Source organism: Streptomyces sp. NPDC003032 (assembly GCF_053591415.1).
Map to the genome: position 1 here is coordinate 24371 of NZ_JBSFTT010000029.1, position 16317 is coordinate 40687.

Below are 16317 nucleotides of genomic sequence, written 5' to 3' on the forward strand. Positions count from 1 at the left end.
AGGGAGTGACTCGGCGGTCAGGACAGTGCGAGATCCGGCCGGTAGAGGTCCAGCCAGAGCGCGAGGTCCAGGGTGCGCTCCAGGCCGCGCCGCGAGGCCTGGGTGATCTGCGGCGCCTCCCGCCCGGCGGCCCGCGCCGCCCGCTCCCGGTCCACCAGCTCGAAGACCGGGTGGCCGGGCGTGGCGAGCAGATCCTTGACGTGTCCCTGGAGGGCGACCGCGTACTTGGGGTCCTGCGTGGAGGGGTACGGGCTCTTCACCCGGTCGTAGACCGATCGCGGCAGCACATCGGCGGTCGCCTCGCGCAGCAGGCTCTTCTCCCTGCCGTCGAAGGACTTCAGCGACCAGGGCGTGTTGTAGACGTACTCGACGAGGCGGTGGTCGCAGAACGGGACGCGCACCTCAAGGCCGACGGCCATGCTCGCGCGGTCCTTGCGGTCGAGCAGGACGCGGACGAAGCGGGTCAGGTGCAGATGGCAGATCTTGCGCATCCGGTACTCGAAGTCGCTCTCGCCGTCCAGGCGCTGGATGCTGTCGACGGCCGTCGCGTAACTGTCCTTGACGTACCGGGGGAGATCGAGCGCCGCCGTCAGGTCGGGGCGCAGTACGCCGGAGTCGTCACCGAAGTGGTCGGCGTACCGCACCAGCCAGGGGAAGGTGTCCGCCGTGCGCGCCTTCTCGTCGAAGAACTGCAGATAGCCGCCGAAGACCTCGTCCGCGGACTCCCCGGAGAGCGCGACCGTGGAGTGCTCGCGGATGGCGCGGAACAGGAGGTAGAGGGAGGCGTCCATGTCGCCGAAGCCCATGGGGATGTCCCGCGCGCGGATCATCTTCGCGCGTACGTCGGGGTCGGCGAGGGCGTGCGAGTCCAGGACGATGTCGCGGTGCTCGGTGCCGGCCGCCTTCGCGACGTCGTGCACGAAGGGGGTGTCGGGTGTGCCGCGCAGCTCGTCGGCGACGAAGTTGTCGGTCTGGCCGACGAAGTCGACGGCGAAGCTCCGCACGGTCTCGCCCGCCTCGGCCAGTCGGCGCGCGGCGAGCGCCGTCATCGCGGAGGAGTCCAGGCCACCGGAGAGCAGTGTGCAGCGCGGTACGTCGGAGACGAGCTGGCGGCGCACGATGTCCTCCAGCAGCTCGCGCACCTTCGCGATGGTCGCGTCACGGTCGTCGGTGTGCGGCCTGGTCTCCAGCGACCAGTACACCTGCCGGCGCAGCCCCGAGCGGTCGACGGTCACGACGGTGCCGGGCTCGACCTCGCGCATACCCTCCCAGACGGCGTGGCCGGGCGTCTTGACGACGGAGAACAGCTCGCGCAGGCCGTCGATGCCGACGCGGGGGCGGGCCAGCGGGTTGGCGAGGATCGCCTTGGGTTCGGAGCCGAACAGGACGCCGTCGGAGGTCTCGTAGTAGTAGAAGGGCTTGATGCCCATGCGGTCGCGGACCATGACGAGCTTGTCGTGCCGGGCGTCCCAGACCGCGAAGGCGTACATGCCGTTGAGCCGCTCGGCGAGGGCCTCGCCCCACTCCAGATAGCCGCGCAGGACGACCTCGGTGTCGGACTCGGTGGTGAACCGGTGGCCGCGGCCGGTCAGTTCGCGCCGCAGCTCGGTGAAGTTGTAGGTCTCCCCCGAGTAGACGAGGGCGACGGTGCCGGTCGGCGTCTCGACCGTCATGGGCTGGCGCCCGCCGGGCAGATCGATGATCGCGAGCCGGCGGTGTCCGAGCCCGGCGGGGCCGCCGGTCCACGTGCCGCGGTCGTCGGGACCGCGGCAGGACATCGTCTCCGTCATGGCGTCCAGGGTGGTGGACGCGGCCGTCAGGTCACGGTCGAAGGAGACCCAGCCGGTGATGCCACACATGCGCTTCCTCCTGCTTGCGAGATAGATGTATTCAACATCTATATGAGGATCGTGCGCCTGAGGTTGCGTACGGTCAACATGTCGTCCACCGCGCGACGGTCACCACCCACCCGCTTTCGGCCGCGCTTTACCAAGGCCAGAGGGCGTTTCGCGGGCGGCCGCGCCCCCTTGACCCGTGATCACGAGGACCACCGGAGATCACAGAAGGAAACATTCCGGCCAAGCGCAAAGACTTGTCAACGATCGGCCGCCGGGGCCTGCCCGTCGACGGGCGCCGGCAGACGCCGCGCGTCGCGCGTCACTTCGGAGTCAGGAACGCCTGCACCGCGGGCGCGTACCGGTCGGTGAGGTCGGTGATCGTCGCGGCGCGCAGATGCGGGCCGCGGGCGATGCCGTACATCGCGCCGAGACCGATCAGCATGGCGACGGCTAGCTCCGCGCGCAGGCCCGCGTCCGGCCCCGCCAACCGCTCGCTCAGCCGCTGGGACACCTGGGCGCGGAAGTCGGCGCGCAGGATGTCGCCCCGCTCGCCGCGGAGCGGGGCGAAGACGATGCGCAGGATGGGGTCGGCGCCCCGCTCGGCCTGGCCGGTCAGCAGCCGGCGGACCATGTGGCGGCCGAGGTCGGCGAGGGGCGCGTCGAGAAGCGCCTCCGCGTCGGCCTCGAAGGACATGACGTGCGCGAACAGGGCGTCCTTGTTGCCGAAGTACTTCAGGACCAGCGGCGCGCTCACCCCGGCGCGTTCGGCCACGGCCTTGAGGGTGATGTCACCGTGCGCGTGCCGTGCGAGGAGGTATCCGGCGGCTCGGGAGATCGCGCCCTTGGTCGCCTCGGCGTCTCTGCGGCAGGGCGGGTTCGAGGGCGGGAGCGTTTGCGGAGCATCGCCTGAAACCGGGATGGTCTTCATCAAAAACTCCCCCGCCTGCATGAGGTGAATTGAAATTCACCATAGCGGGTGCATGGGTATCCAGCCCCCGGAAGTTGGCATGTGCCCGAGGCTCATGCCTCTCCCGGAACGAATGCGCACGGTCAGCAACTGGCCATTGAAGAAGGGCGCTTCTGCCGTGAGAGGTCCCATTCGGACGCCTTCGGTCATACTGCCGCCCATGAACCGACTCCGCATCGGCCTGGTGGGTACCGGACCCTGGGCCACCGCCACGCACGCCCCCGCTCTCGCCGCGCATCCGGACGTCGACCTCAGCGGTGTGTGGGGCCGCAGGCCGGAGGCCGCGGCCACGCTCGCCGCCGCGCACGGGACGACGGCGTACGCGGACGTGGACGAGCTGTTCGCGGCCAGTGACGCGGTGGCGTTCGCGGTCCCGCCCGACGTGCAGGCGCCGCTGGCCGCGCGGGCCGCGGCGGCGGGCTGCCACCTGCTCCTGGACAAGCCGGTGGCCACGGCGCCGGACGCCGCGCGCCATCTGGCGCGGGAGGCCGAGCGGGCCCAGGTGGCGTCCGTGGTCTTCTTCACGCTGCGCTTCGCCGCCGTCAGCTCCGCGTGGCTCGCCGCACAGGCGTCGCTGGGCGGTTGGTTCACCGGCCGCGCCGACTGGTACGGCTCGTTCTACACCCCGGACGGGAGTGGCGCGTTCCCGTCGCCGTGGCGTGCGAGCCGCGGTGGCCTGTGGGATGTGGGCCCGCACGCCCTGTCGATGCTGCTGCCGGTCCTCGGCGACGTGAGCGACGTGACGGCGGCGCGCGGCCCCGGGGACACGACCCATCTGATCCTGCGGCACACCGGCGGCGCGTCCAGCACGGCGGCGCTCACCCTGACGGCACCGGTGAAGTGCGCGGGCTTCGCGGTGGAGCTGCGCGGCGAGAACGGCATCGCGGTGCTGCCGGCGTGGGAGGGCGCCGACGGGGCGTTCGGGACCGCGGTCGACGAGCTGGTGACGGCCGCGCGCACCGGCACGGCTCACCCTTGCGACGTCCGGTTCGGGCTGCGGGTCACGGAGATCCTGGCGCGGGCGGAGGAGCGGATCGCCGCCGCGTGACGCGCCCGGGGACAACCACGGGCGGCCGGTACCGTGGCCGCTACGTAATGGCGAGTGACGGCACCGGCCGCAGCCGGTGGACCCCCGGGACCGGTCCGGGAAGAAGCTCCGTGCGGCTCCGCGCTGCCCTGTTTCCGACCACACGGATCAGAATACGAACAACCGTCCCACACGCTTCCCGCATCGGCCCGTTGGGCCTAGGGGGTACCCAATGCCGGGGAATTTCAGCCATTCTCGAACGCCCCGGACAAGATGCCCCACAGTTGTGCCCACGCACTCGCCGACGATCAGACGTGCAGGTCGACGAGGTCGCGCACACCATGATGCCGCAGCGTCTGATCGTTTTCTTCGGGCAATGTTTACTACCAAAGAAGTTGTGAATATTTAGACTGATCACGCTCGAACTCGGCGTGTACCAAGAGGGATTACCCACCATGAACAAGACGGCGCTCCGCGCTCTGCTCCGCGAACGACGCGCCCTCATTGCCCCCGAATCGCATGGCTTCTCCCGGCCGAGCGGCCAGGGGCGGCGGGCTCCCGGCCTGTCGCAGCACCAGGTCGACCAGTTGCTGCACCGTACGTTCGGGACGTATCACCGTCTCGAGTCCGGCAATTACCCCAATCCGCCGACCTCGCTGCTGCGGGATGTCGCGCGGCTCTTCGGGCTCAATGAGCAGGAGTGGGTGTCGCTGTGCCGGTACGCGCTGCTGCAGGACCCGCCGGGTCCGCTTCACCCCTCGTCGGGCAAGGAGATACCCGGCGTCTGGCAGGAGGCGGTCGACAGCATCACGCATATGGCATACGTCACCGACGCGTCCTGGGAACTCCTCGCCCACAACGAGGCGTTCGAGGCGATGTTCCCCGACCGGAGAGTGCCGACCAACACGATGCGGTGGATGCTCCTGGACCAGGACGGCCGTGAGCGGCTGACCGACTGGCGCACCTCATGGCTCCCGATGGTGCTGCCGCAGCTTCGCGCCGCCCTGGTGGCCCGCCCCGACGACGAGATTTTGCGCGGCATCGAGAAGGAGGTGCTGGCGGACCCCGAGCTCGCCCACCTCTACGACGTCGACGGCGCCCTGATACACCCCGACGGTCATGAGCGCCCCCTGCGGCACGCGGTCCACGGCCTCGGCTGGGTCTCGATCTGTGCGGCACAGCCCATGACCGCTCCCGGCTCGCGTCTGTTCATCCTCATCTACCACGCGGGCACGGAGCGCAGGCATGCACGCGCGCCCATGCTGCGAGCCGTGTAGGGACCCGAGGCTCCGCTCCCACGCCTAGGGGACACCGACCACACCGTCAAGTACGTTATCGGCACCCCCCGCCCCGATCAGTACCGTGGGAGTGCCTCATGCCAGCCTTCGTGTCCGTCCCCAGAACTGTCCTCGGTGCCCACAAGGTGACCACGGATGAGATCGCCGAAGACATACGCACACACCACCGCGACCACCCCCGGCTCAACGCGATCCTTCGCGTCGTCAACAACTGCGGTGTGAGTTCGCGCCACTTCACACGTCCCCTCGTCTCCCCCACGGTCTCCGGCACGGCTGATGTCCGGGAGCGGACGCAGGCCGCGTTCGACGACGCCGTCGACATGTCGGAGCAGGCCGCCGTCGAGGCCCTGGGCGCGGCCGGACTGGCGCCGCGGGACGTCGACGCGATCGTCACCTCCCATGCCACCGGATGGGCCGTACCCAACCTGGACGTCCATCTCGTCGACCGCCTCGGCCTGCGACCGACGGTGCGCCGGGTGGCCCTGACGACGGTGGCCTGCGCGGGCGGCGTCCAGGCCCTGATCCGTGCCACGGACCTGGTCACCGCGCGGCCCGGCAGCAGAGTGCTGGTCGTCGCGGCCGAGGTGCTCTCGACCTCTTACAACCACATCGCCGACACGATCGAATCGATGATCTACAAGGCCTTGTTCGCGGACGCCGCCGCCGCGACGGTGGTCACCAGCGCTCCATCGGGCCCGGGGCTGGTGGTCGAGGACACCTTCGAGTACGCCCTCCCGGACAGCCTCGACCGTTACCGCGGGCGGCTCGACCCCCACGGGATGCACTTCGACTCTACCAAGCAGGCTCCTCACACAGCTGTCTCCACCCTCACTCCCCTGACGGACTGGCTGGGAGACCACACCACCGACTTCGCGGTCATCCACCCGGGCAGTCTGCGCATCATCACCGGCACGGCCGACGCTCTCGGCCTCGATGCGAGCGGCGCCCGCCACTCCGTGGACACCCTGACGGAAGAGGGCAACATGGGAGGTGTCAGCGTCTTCCGCGTCCTCGAACGCACGCACACGGACGCGCCGGCCGACGGGGCGAACGGTGTCGCCGTGGCGTTCGGTCCGGGCTTCATCACCGCGGCCCTCCGCTGCCGCTGGCAGTCCTGATATTCGCTTGCCACCCCTTCACCGCCCTGCTGAAGTGACCGAATGGATCACGCAGCGGTACTGGCCGCGTACGACCGGCAGATCAGGCGCGACGCGCGGAGCGAGAGTCCGGGTGCACGGGTCGAGCGGGTCGGTGGAGTCGTCCGTCAGACCGGCTCCGAGCATGACTGGAACGGCGTCCTGTGGGCGGATATCGACGCGACGACGGCGGACGCCGTGATCGCGGAGCAGGTGCGCCACTACACCGGCGCCGGACGCGAGTTCGAGTGGAAGCTGCACTCCTACGACCACCCCGCCGACCTGCCGGAGCGGCTCCTCGCCGCCGGCTTCGTGGCCGACCCGCTGGAGACCGTGATGGTCGCCGAGGCGGAAGAGCTGCCGGCGGGCCCGCAGTTGCCCGAGGGCATCCGGCTGGTCCCGGTGACGGACGCGGCGGGCGTCGAGCTCATGGCCGAGGCGCACCTCGCGGCGTTCGGGGAAGCCGACGCCGCGCTGAGCGAGCAGCTCGCCAAGCGGGTGCTCGCCCAGCTCACCGAGGCGCCGGACGAGATCGTCGCTGTCGTCGCCATGGCCGGCGAGCGGCCCGTCTGCGGAGCCCGGATGGAGTTCCGCCCGGGCACCGACTTCGCCGGGCTCTGGGGCGGCGGCACCGCTCCCGACTGGCGCGGCAAGGGCGTCTACCGCGCGACGGTGGCCCACCGCGCCCGCATCGCCGCCGAGCGCGGCTACCGCTATCTACAGGTCGACGCCTCCGATGACAGCCGCCCCATCCTGGACCGGCTCGGCTTCGCGACGCTGTGCACGACGACTCCGTACGTGTATCAGCCGTAGGCCGGGCCCCGACGGGCAGGCCCGCCCCCGCCTAGCGGATCGGCATTCCCGACAGCGTCCTCGCGATGACCAGTCGCTGGATCTCGCTCGTACCCTCGAAGATCGTGTAGATCGCGGCGTCGCGGTGCATCCGCTCCACCGGGTACTCCCGGGTGAAGCCGTTGCCGCCGAGGATCTGCACGGCCTGCGCGGTGACCTTCTTGGCGACCTCGCTCGCGTAGAGCTTGGACATGGAGCCCTCGGCCGACTCGAACTTCTTGCCGGTGCTCGCCATCCACGAGGCGCGCCACACCAGGAGGCGGGCCGCGTCGATCTGGGTGCGCATGTCGGCGAGCTGGAAGGCGACGCCCTGGTTGTCGATGATCGGGCGGCCGAACTGCGTGCGCGTCTTGGCGTACTCCAGGGCCTCCTCGTACGCGGCGCGGGCCGTGCCCACCGCCATGGCGCCGACAGCCGGGCGGGACGCCTCGAAGGTGGCCATCGCGGCGTTCTTCACGCGCTCGCCGCCGGACTTGGCGCGCTCCCGCGCGCGGGCGAGGCGCTCGTCCAGCTTGCCCTTGCCGCCCAGGAGGCAGTGGCCCGGGACACGTACGTCTTCCAGGACGACCTCGGCGGTGTGCGAGGCGCGGATGCCGTGCTTCTTGAACTTCTGCCCCTGGGACAGGCCCGGCGTGTTCGGCGGGACGATGAAGGAGGCGTGCCCCTTCGAGCCCAGCTCGGGGTCGACTACGGCGACGACGACGTGGACGTTGGCTATGCCGCCGTTGGTCGCCCAGGTCTTGGTGCCGTTGAGGACCCACTCGTCCTTCGCCTCGTCGTGAACGGCGCGGGTGCGCATCGCGGCCACGTCGGATCCGGCGTCGGGCTCGGAGGAGCAGAAGGCGGCGACCTTGACGTCGTTCACGTCGCCGTACATCTGCGGGATCCAGGTGCCGATCTGCTCCTCGGTGCCGTTGGCGAGCACGCCGACGGCGGCCAGGCCCGTGCCCATGATGGACAGGCCGATGCCCGCGTCACCCCAGAAGATCTCCTCCGTGGCCATCGGAATACCGAGGCCTGTGGGATCCAAGAACTGCTGGGCGTAGAAATCGAGGGAGTAGATCCCGAGCTTCGCCGCTTCCTGGATGATGGGCCAGGGGGTCTCCTCACGCTCGTCCCACTCGGCGGCAGCGGGACGGATCACGTCGGCGGCGAACCCGTGGAGCCAGTCCCGGACCTCCTTCTGTTCGTCGTTGAGCTCCATGGTGAACTCGGCCATGACCCCTCCAGGACCTGCGATCAACTGGGCGTTACTAGCGGTAACGGAAGTCTGTTACCGGCCAGTAGTCCGTGTCAACTCCCGGCAGCCCGTTCGATGCCCCTCGCACGCCGAGTGTTACGTTGCGCGTGCGTCACGCAATCGCACGGGCGGGGAGAGAACGCTTATGGAGACCACGCAACGCACCGAACAGCAGAGATCCGCGGACCATCGACGACGGCGGCGCGAGCTGCTCGAGGCCGCGGACCGGGTGGTGCTCCGCGACGGCCCCGGCGCCTCCATGAACGCCATCGCCGCCGAGGCCGGTATCACCAAGCCGATCCTCTACCGCCACTTCGGCGACAAGGGCGGACTCTACGCCGCGCTCGCCAAACGGCACACGGACGCGCTCCTCGAAGCGCTGCGCGCCGCCCTGGACGCCCCGGCCGAGCGCAGGGAGCGGGTCGAGGCGACGCTCGACACCTACCTCACCGCGATCGAGGCACGTCCGCAGGTCTACCGGTTCCTGATGCACCCCTCCGAGGCGCCGTCCCCCGGCGAGCAGGGCTTCGACGTCGGTCTGCACTCCGCTCCCCTGCTGCGCCGCCTCGGCGAGGAGCTGGCGGAGGTCATCGAGGAGCGCGTCGACCTCGGACCGGACAGCGCGCAGCTCGCCCGCGTGTGGGGCCACGGCATCGTCGGCATGATGCACGCGGCCGGCGACTGGTGGCTCGGCGAACGGCCCTGCTCGCGCGAGCAGTTGGTGCGCAGCCTGGCGGATCTGCTCTGGGGGCGCCTGGCCGCCGCGGGCAACCGCGTCGGCGGCCCGGGGTTCTGAGCCGCCCCCCCGGCGGACCTCAGTTGCCCCAGGAGGCCCTGGCGGCGGCCCGCAGCACCCTGCGGCGCCGCCAGCCGGTGACCCGGTCGGTGTAGACGCCGCCCTCCAGGTGGTCGCACTCGTGCTGCAGGCAGCGCGCGAACCAGCCCGTACCGTGCACCCGCACGGGCTTCCCGCGCAGGTCGACCCCTTCGACCACGGCATGGTCGAAGCGTGGCGTGCCCGCTTCGAGGCCCGGCAGCGACAGACAGCCCTCGGGCCCGCGCACGGTCACGCCGTCCGCCTCCACGAGCCGCGGGTTGACCACGTGTCCGAGGTGGCGGACGTCCTCGTCGTCAGGGCAGTCGTAGACGAACACCCGCTGGGCGACACCGACCTGATTCGCGGCCAGCCCCACACCCTGCGCCGCGTACATCGTCGCGAACATGTCCTCGACGAGCCGCGCCAGTTCGGGACCGAAGTCGGTCACCTCCTCACAGGCCGTGTGCAGCACGGGGTCACCGAGCAGGGTCAGAGGTCGTACGCGCCCCGAGGCGCCCGGGATCGAGCCGTGTCGCATGGCGGCAAGAGTACGGTCCATGGGATGGAGCGGCGTCGAGGTGGTGCCGTGGTTCGGGCTTGTCAGCGGATCTCGATAGGCTGAGCAGAGAAACGATGCCGGGGGCAGGCGCGGCGCCGTACGCAAGGAGGATCTCGACAGATGTCAGGCAACACGGACCCGCTGTCGCCGCGGGCCAAGCTGGCCGTGACGGCGGGCAAGGCGGCCGCGGCGGTGTCGCGGGCGGCCGGCCGCGGCAGCGGATCGGTGATCGGCGGCAAGGTCGCGCTCAGGCTCGACCCGGAGCTGCTCGGGCGGCTCGCCACACACCTGGACGTGGTCCTCGTGTCGGCCACCAACGGCAAGACGACCACCACGCGTCTGATCGCGGAGGCCCTGCGGGCCAGCGGCCCGGTGGTCTCCAACGCACTCGGTGCGAACATGCCCGCCGGAATCACCTCGGCGCTCGCCGGCGGCTCCGACGCCAAGTACGGCGTGATCGAGGTCGACGAGAAGTACCTCTCGGGCGTCGCCCGTGACGTGGACCCCAAGGCGATCGCGCTGCTCAACCTCTCGCGCGACCAGCTGGACCGCGCCGCCGAGACCCGCATGCTCGCCGAGAAGTGGCGCGAGGGCCTGGCCGGTTCGAAGGCCGTCGTCATCGCCAACGCGGACGACCCGCTGGTCGTCTGGGCCGCCTCCTCCTCGCCGAACGTGGTGTGGGTGGCGGCCGGCCAGGAGTGGAAGGACGACGCCTGGTCGTGCCCGTCCTGCGGTGGCGTCATGCAGCGCCCCGGGGACGACTGGTTCTGCGGCGAGTGCGGCTTCCGCCGGCCCGCGCCCAGCTGGGTGCTCTCCGGCGACCACGTCCTGGACCCGCACGGCTCGGCCTGGCCGATCCACCTCCAGCTGCCGGGCCGGGCGAACAAGGCCAACGCCACGTCGTCGGCGGCCGTCGCCGCCGTCTTCGGAGTGCCGCCGCAGGTCGCCCTGGAGCGCATGTACCAGGTGCAGGCGGTCGCCGGGCGCTATGACGTCGTGCAGTTCCAGGGCCGCGACCTGCGGCTGCTCCTCGCGAAGAACCCCGCGGGCTGGCTCGAGACGTTCTCGCTGATCGACCCGCCGCCGACCCCGGTGATCCTCTCCGTCAACGCCCGCGGCGCGGACGGCACGGACACCTCCTGGCTCTGGGACGTCGACTACACCCGGCTCGCCGGTCACCCGATCTTCGTGCTCGGCGACCGCAAGCTGGACCTGGCCGTGCGCCTGGAGGTCGCGGGCCTGGACTTCCGCGTCTGCGAGAGCGTCGACGAGGCGGTGCAGCTGGCCCCGCCGGGACGCATCGAGACGATCGCGAACTACACCGCGTTCCAGGACCTGCGCCGCCGCGTCGGCAACTGACCCCACCGGCCCCTTCTAGACCCTCGTAGGGACACATGAGCATGAGCGACAACAGCCTGCGGCTGGTGTGGGTCTACCCCGACCTGCTCAGCACGTATGGAGACCAGGGCAACGCCCTGGTCGTGGAGCGCCGCGCACGCCAGCGCGGCCTCCAGGTCGAGCGTTACGACGTGCGCAGCGACCAGCCGATCCCGACCTCCGGCGACATCTATCTGATCGGCGGCGGCGAGGACCGCCCGCAGCGCCTCGCGGCCGAGCGGCTGCGCCGCGACGGCGGCCTGCAGCGTGCCGTGGGCAACGGCGCGATCGTCTTCTCGGTCTGCGCCGGCTACCAGATCCTCGGCAACGAGTTCATCAACGACCTCGGTCAGCGTGAGCCGGGCCTCGGCCTGCTCGACGTGGTCTCCACGCGCGGCGAGGGCGAGCGGTGCGTCGGTGACGTCCTCGCCGACCTGGACCCGCAGCTGGGTCTGCCCCCGCTGACCGGCTTCGAGAACCACCAGGGCGTCACGCACGTCGGCCCGTCCGCGCGGCCGCTCGCCCGCGTCCAGCTCGGCCGGGGCAACGGCACGGGCGACGGCACCGAGGGCGCGTACAACGGCACGGTCTTCGGTACGTACATGCACGGCCCCGTCCTCGCCCGCAACCCGCTCATCGCGGACCTGCTGCTCAAGCTGGCCCTCGATGTGAACGCGCTGCCGCCGACGGACGACCGCTGGTACGAGGCGCTGCGCAACGAGCGCATCAACGCCGCGCAGCAGCCCGCCTGACGCCCCGCCCGCACATGTGAGCGGGGGCGTCCAGCCCTCGGACGCCGGATGCGGCCCCGCCCCCCGGCGCCTATAGGGTGGCGGGGATCCAGCCGGACGACGTGGTCCGGCCATTCGGCCCACGTTGCAAAGGTAATCCGGGCTATGCGCATTGGTGTCCTGACCTCCGGCGGCGACTGCCCCGGCCTGAACGCCGTCATCCGCTCCGTCGTGCACCGCGCGGTGGCGGACCACGGCGACGAGGTCATCGGCTTCCACGACGGCTGGAAAGGCCTCCTGGAATGCGACTACCGCAAGCTCGACCTCGACGCGGTGGGCGGCATCCTCGCCCGCGGCGGCACGATTCTCGGCTCCTCCCGTGTGCAGCCCGCGCATCTGCGGGACGGTGTGGAGCGCGCCAAGGGCCATGTCGCGGACCTCGGTCTCGACGCGATCATCCCGATCGGCGGCGAGGGCACGCTGAAGGCGGCCCGGCTGCTCTCTGACGCGGGCCTGCCGATCGTCGGCGTGCCCAAGACGATCGACAACGACATCGCCGTCACCGACGTCACCTTCGGCTTCGACACCGCGGTGGGCGTCGCGACGGAGGCGCTCGACCGGCTGAAGACCACCGCCGAGTCGCACCAGCGCGTGCTCATCGTGGAGGTCATGGGCCGGCACACCGGCTGGATCGCCCTGCACTCCGGGATGGCGGCGGGCGCGCACGCCATCGTCGTCCCCGAGCGCCCCTTCGACATCGAGGCGCTGGCCGCGAAGGTCGGTGAGCGCTTCTCGGCGGGCAAGAAGTTCGCGATCGTCGTGGCCGCCGAGGGCGCCAAGCCGCGCGCGGGCTCCATGGAGTTCGACGAGGGCGGCAAGGATGTCTACGGCCACGAGCGGTTCGCCGGCATCGCCCGGCAGCTCTCCCTCGAACTGGAGCAGCGCCTCGGCAAGGAGGCGCGCCCTGTCATCCTCGGCCACGTCCAGCGCGGCGGCACCCCGACCGCGTACGACCGCGTCCTCGCGACCCGCTTCGGCTGGCACGCCGTGGAGGCCGTGCACCGCGGCGAGTTCGGCAGGATGACCGCGCTGCGCGGCACGGACATCACGATGGTGCCGCTCGCCGAGGCCGTCGAGACGCTGAAGACCGTGCCGGACGAGCGGTACGCCGAGGCGGAGTGCGTGCTCTGACCCAGCAGCTGGTCGAACTATCCGCCCCCGGTCGCGTCAGCGGCCGGGGGCGGTTCTACTCTGGAGCCGACACACGTCGCACAATCCGCACGAATCAGGAGCCACTGGATGGATCACAGCGGGCACGGCATGAACATGGATCTGCCGCCGTTCACGCTGGGGCGAGGCCTGGAACTCTCGGCCGACCCCTTCTTCCTCATCGGCTGCCTGGTGGCCCTCGCCCTGTACGGGTGGGGCGTGGCGCGGCTCGTGCGGCGCGGTGACAAGTGGCCGGTGGGCCGCACGATCTCCTTCGTGATCGGCATCCTGACCGTCCTGCTCGTGATGTGCACCAAGCTCAACGACTACGGCATGGTCATGTTCAGCGTGCACATGGTGCAGCACATGGTGATCAGCATGCTGTCGCCGATCCTGCTGCTGCTCGGCGCGCCGATCACGTTGGCGCTGCGTGGGCTGCCGGTCGCGGCGCGCGGCCACAAGGGGCCCCGTGAGTGGCTGCTGTGGCTGCTGCACAGCCGGTACATGCGGATCGTCACGCACCCCGCGTTCACGATCCCGCTGTTCATCGCGAGTCTGTACGCGCTCTACTTCACGCCGATCTTCGACACCCTGATGGGCTCCAAGGTGGGCCACATCGGGATGATGGTGCACTTCCTCGCCGTCGGCCTGGTCTTCTTCTGGCCGATCATGGGTGTCGACCCCGGGCCGCACCGCCCCGGCTATGTGATGCGGATGCTGGAGCTGTTCGCGGGCATGCCGTTCCACGCGTTCTTCGGCATCGCGCTGATGATGGCGACCGAGCCGATGATCGGCACGTACACGCACCCGCCGGCCTCGCTGGGCATCGACGCGCTGGCCGACCAGGAGGCGGCGGGCGGCATCGCCTGGGCGTTCAGCGAGATCCCCTCCGTGGTGGTCCTGGTGGCGCTGCTCTTCCAGTGGCGGCGCTCCGAGGACCGTGAGGCCCGGCGCAAGGACCGCGCCGCGGACCGTGACGGTGACAAGGAGCTGGCGGCGTACAACGCCTATCTGGCCTCACTGGCCGCACGCGGACGCTAGCGCCGAAGGGCCTCGCGGGGTGACGATGGTCTTCGGACCGCGGCCTCGGCGCGCAGGCGCCGGAGGCTGCCGGGAGGAGGCTGAGCGATGCCCGGTTCCACGAAGACCATGGGTGGGTTCACCATCGGAGGCCTGGTCATGGTGACGGCCTACTCGGTGGGGCTCGGGAGCAACGGCTGGCTGTGGTTCGGCTGGGTCGTGCTCGGACTGATCACGCTCGGGATGGTGCTGTCGCGCGCCACATGAGCGCCGCGGCGCGCGACAACAGGCCAGGTCGTGCTCAGAAGCGGAAGACGTGGCCGGTGTCCGAGTCCAGCGTGCAGGCGTTGGGGTACGTCTTGCGCCAGCTGATCGACCGGTTCTGGTGGGACCCGGTCGCGGTCACGGTGACCGGGTCGTACTCCTTGGTGCACACGTGCGGGTCGTCGGCGAGATGGTCGAAGTCGCCCTTGGCCCGGGTGATGGCCGCGCAGGCCTTGGCGGCGTGCGGGTGGTGCCCGGAGGGCACGGGCTCGCAGCGCAGCAGCACTCCGCGCATCCAGGTGTTCTCGGCGCCCGAGACGGTGAGGAAGAGCCCGGGGTGCCGAGGGGTGTGGGCGTCGTCCGCCGCGTGGGCGGGGACGGTGGCGGCGAGGGCGATCATGGCGGCGGCTGCGACGGGGAACGGGCGCATGCGAGACCTCCGTAAGGGGTGACGGTGACGTTCTGTGGCGTCGGTCGGTGGCGTCGGGGACGCTCGGAGGAAGCCAGCGGACCCCCCGTCCGTGCCGCGCGTCGAGCCGCCTCACCGGTGGGTCGCCCGCACGGCGGCGCGTAAGGGCCCGAACGGGCTCTCGCGTCCGCGTCGCCGATTGGCTACTGTGCGTCCGCACCTGGATCAGGGAAGGCGGCCGCCATGTTCTATCTACTGCTCAAGTACGTGATCCTCGGCCCACTGCTCCGGCTGATGTTCCGCCCCAGGATCGAGGGTCTGGAACATGTGCCCGAGTCGGGCGCCGCGATCGTCGCGGGCAACCATCTGTCGTTCTCCGATCACTTCCTGATGCCCGCGATCATCAAGCGCCGCATCACCTTCCTCGCGAAGGCCGAGTACTTCACGGGGCCCGGCCTGAAGGGCCGGCTGACGGCCGCGTTCTTCCGCAGCGCGGGGCAGATCCCGGTCGACCGCTCCGGCAGGGAGGCGGGCCGGGCCGCGATCCGCGAGGGCCTCGGCGTGCTCAACAAGGGCGAGCTGCTCGGCATCTACCCGGAGGGCACGCGCTCGCACGACGGGCGGCTGTACAAGGGCAAGGTCGGTGTCGCGGCGATGGCGCTCAAGGCGGAGGTGCCGGTGGTCCCCTGCGCGATGATCGGCACCTTCGAGGCGCAGCCGCCGGGCCAGAAGGTGCCGAACTTCCGGCGCGTCACGATCCGCTTCGGCGAGCCCCTCGATTTCTCCCGCTACTTCGGCATGGACAACGAGAAGGCTGTCCTGCGGGCCGTCACCGACGAGATCATGTACGCGATCCTCGGGCTCTCCGGGCAGGAGTACGTCGACAAGTACGCGGCGGTCGTGAAGGCGGAGGAGGCCGAGCGCGCCGCGGCGGGCGCCAGGGAGCCGCGGAAGTTCCCGCGGATGCCGCTGAGCTGAGGAACCCGGGGCCACACGTGGCGTTCGTTCCCGCACTATGATCCCGAAGTCGATCTCTTCGACCACACAGCGGAAGGCGCCGGTCCGGCGCGGCGGGAGGACCAAGTGAGCGAGCAGCACGCCCAGTACACCAAGTTGGTGGGACTGCTGGATGAGCGGGGGGCGACGTACCGGGTCATCGAGCATGAGCCGGAGGGCGCCACGGAGGCGGTGAGCGCTCTGCGCGGGAACACCTTGGAGCAGGCGGCCAAGTGCATCGTGGTGATGGTGAAGATCGGCAAGAAGACGAAGCGGTACGTCCTCGCCGTGGTGCCGGGTGACCGGCGCGTCGATCTGAACGCGCTGAAGGCCTTGCTGGGCGGCACGTACGCCGGCTTCGCGACGCAGGAGGTGGCGGAGCGGCTTTCGGGGAGCGTGAGCGGCACGATCCTGCCGTTCTCGTTCGACCCGGAGCTCGAACTCGTCGTGGATCCGGCCCTGCTGGCGCACGAGGAGATCTTCTTCAACGCGGCGCGGCTCGACCGCTCGCTGGCGCTGCGGACGGCGGACTACCGGGAGATCGCCCGGCCTCGCACCGAGGCGATTTCCCAGTAGT

17 protein-coding genes are annotated in these 16317 nt (G+C 70.5%); 12 read left to right on the plus strand and 5 right to left on the minus strand.

What is annotated here, in order from left to right; translation table 11 throughout:
- Positions 1-17 precede the first annotated feature (17 nt).
- Both asnB and ACWDZ7_RS31965 read right to left on the minus strand, forming a co-directional pair.
- Entirely contained in the window at positions 18-1859 is a 1842-nt protein-coding gene (asnB, locus tag ACWDZ7_RS31960) for an asparagine synthase (glutamine-hydrolyzing) (protein WP_451801833.1), read from the minus strand.
- Positions 1860-2157: 298 nt separating this feature from the next.
- Positions 2158-2766, minus strand: a complete 609-nt coding sequence (locus ACWDZ7_RS31965; RefSeq protein ID WP_451801835.1) for a TetR/AcrR family transcriptional regulator — start codon at positions 2764-2766, stop codon at positions 2158-2160.
- 199 nt (positions 2767-2965) lie between these two features.
- On the opposite strand from ACWDZ7_RS31965, the gene ACWDZ7_RS31970 reads away from it, so the two are divergent.
- From ACWDZ7_RS31970 to ACWDZ7_RS31985, 4 genes are all read left to right on the plus strand, one after another.
- Positions 2966-3853 (plus strand): Gfo/Idh/MocA family protein, encoded by an 888-nt coding sequence (locus ACWDZ7_RS31970; protein ID WP_451801837.1) that lies wholly within the window; start codon positions 2966-2968, stop codon positions 3851-3853.
- A 434-nt stretch (positions 3854-4287) separates the two neighbouring features.
- Positions 4288-5109 carry an MmyB family transcriptional regulator gene (locus ACWDZ7_RS31975; protein ID WP_451801838.1) on the plus strand — a complete coding sequence of 274 codons (822 nt, stop codon included), beginning with the start codon at positions 4288-4290 and terminating at the stop codon, positions 5107-5109.
- Between the two features lie 98 nt (positions 5110-5207).
- Positions 5208-6248 carry a PhlD gene (locus ACWDZ7_RS31980; protein ID WP_451801840.1) on the plus strand — a complete coding sequence of 347 codons (1041 nt, stop codon included), beginning with the start codon at positions 5208-5210 and terminating at the stop codon, positions 6246-6248.
- A 42-nt stretch (positions 6249-6290) separates the two neighbouring features.
- Positions 6291-7079 carry a GNAT family N-acetyltransferase gene (locus ACWDZ7_RS31985; RefSeq protein WP_451801841.1) on the plus strand — a complete coding sequence of 263 codons (789 nt, stop codon included), beginning with the start codon at positions 6291-6293 and terminating at the stop codon, positions 7077-7079.
- 31 nt (positions 7080-7110) lie between these two features.
- Here ACWDZ7_RS31985 and ACWDZ7_RS31990 read toward each other — a convergent pair whose 3' ends face one another.
- Positions 7111-8337, minus strand: a complete 1227-nt coding sequence (locus tag ACWDZ7_RS31990) for an acyl-CoA dehydrogenase family protein (RefSeq protein WP_451801843.1) — start codon at positions 8335-8337, stop codon at positions 7111-7113.
- A 166-nt stretch (positions 8338-8503) separates the two neighbouring features.
- On the opposite strand from ACWDZ7_RS31990, the gene ACWDZ7_RS31995 reads away from it, so the two are divergent.
- Positions 8504-9154, plus strand: coding sequence for a TetR family transcriptional regulator (locus ACWDZ7_RS31995; protein WP_451801844.1), 651 nt, complete (start codon positions 8504-8506; stop codon positions 9152-9154).
- A 19-nt stretch (positions 9155-9173) separates the two neighbouring features.
- Here ACWDZ7_RS31995 and def read toward each other — a convergent pair whose 3' ends face one another.
- Positions 9174-9713, minus strand: a complete 540-nt coding sequence (gene def / locus ACWDZ7_RS32000; RefSeq protein WP_451801845.1) for a peptide deformylase — start codon at positions 9711-9713, stop codon at positions 9174-9176.
- Positions 9714-9854: 141 nt separating this feature from the next.
- On the opposite strand from def, the gene ACWDZ7_RS32005 reads away from it, so the two are divergent.
- The 5 genes from ACWDZ7_RS32005 (at position 9855) to ACWDZ7_RS32025 (ending at position 14338) form a co-directional block, all read left to right on the plus strand.
- Positions 9855-11093: a MurT ligase domain-containing protein gene (locus tag ACWDZ7_RS32005; RefSeq protein WP_451801847.1), complete on the plus strand. Its 1239-nt coding sequence runs from the start codon at positions 9855-9857 to the stop codon at positions 11091-11093.
- Positions 11094-11134: 41 nt separating this feature from the next.
- Positions 11135-11863, plus strand: a complete 729-nt coding sequence (locus ACWDZ7_RS32010; RefSeq protein WP_451514718.1) for a type 1 glutamine amidotransferase — start codon at positions 11135-11137, stop codon at positions 11861-11863.
- A 144-nt stretch (positions 11864-12007) separates the two neighbouring features.
- Entirely contained in the window at positions 12008-13033 is a 1026-nt protein-coding gene (locus tag ACWDZ7_RS32015) for a 6-phosphofructokinase (protein WP_451801848.1), read from the plus strand.
- A 108-nt stretch (positions 13034-13141) separates the two neighbouring features.
- Positions 13142-14092 carry a cytochrome c oxidase assembly protein gene (locus tag ACWDZ7_RS32020; RefSeq protein WP_451801850.1) on the plus strand — a complete coding sequence of 317 codons (951 nt, stop codon included), beginning with the start codon at positions 13142-13144 and terminating at the stop codon, positions 14090-14092.
- Positions 14093-14179: 87 nt separating this feature from the next.
- On the plus strand, positions 14180-14338 hold the full coding sequence (locus ACWDZ7_RS32025; protein ID WP_219689097.1) for a hypothetical protein: 159 nt from the start codon (positions 14180-14182) through the stop codon (positions 14336-14338).
- Between the two features lie 34 nt (positions 14339-14372).
- Here ACWDZ7_RS32025 and ACWDZ7_RS32030 read toward each other — a convergent pair whose 3' ends face one another.
- Positions 14373-14765, minus strand: a complete 393-nt coding sequence (locus tag ACWDZ7_RS32030; protein WP_451801852.1) for an SSI family serine proteinase inhibitor — start codon at positions 14763-14765, stop codon at positions 14373-14375.
- A gap of 222 nt (positions 14766-14987) precedes the next feature.
- Here ACWDZ7_RS32030 and ACWDZ7_RS32035 point away from each other — a divergent pair, with 222 nt between their 5' ends.
- Positions 14988-15722: a lysophospholipid acyltransferase family protein gene (locus ACWDZ7_RS32035; RefSeq protein ID WP_451801853.1), complete on the plus strand. Its 735-nt coding sequence runs from the start codon at positions 14988-14990 to the stop codon at positions 15720-15722.
- 105 nt (positions 15723-15827) lie between these two features.
- The gene (locus ACWDZ7_RS32040) at positions 15828-16316 is read left to right on the plus strand and encodes a YbaK/EbsC family protein (RefSeq protein ID WP_451801855.1); all 489 of its coding nucleotides are present in this window, start codon (positions 15828-15830) and stop codon (positions 16314-16316) included.
- Position 16317 lies beyond the last annotated feature (1 nt).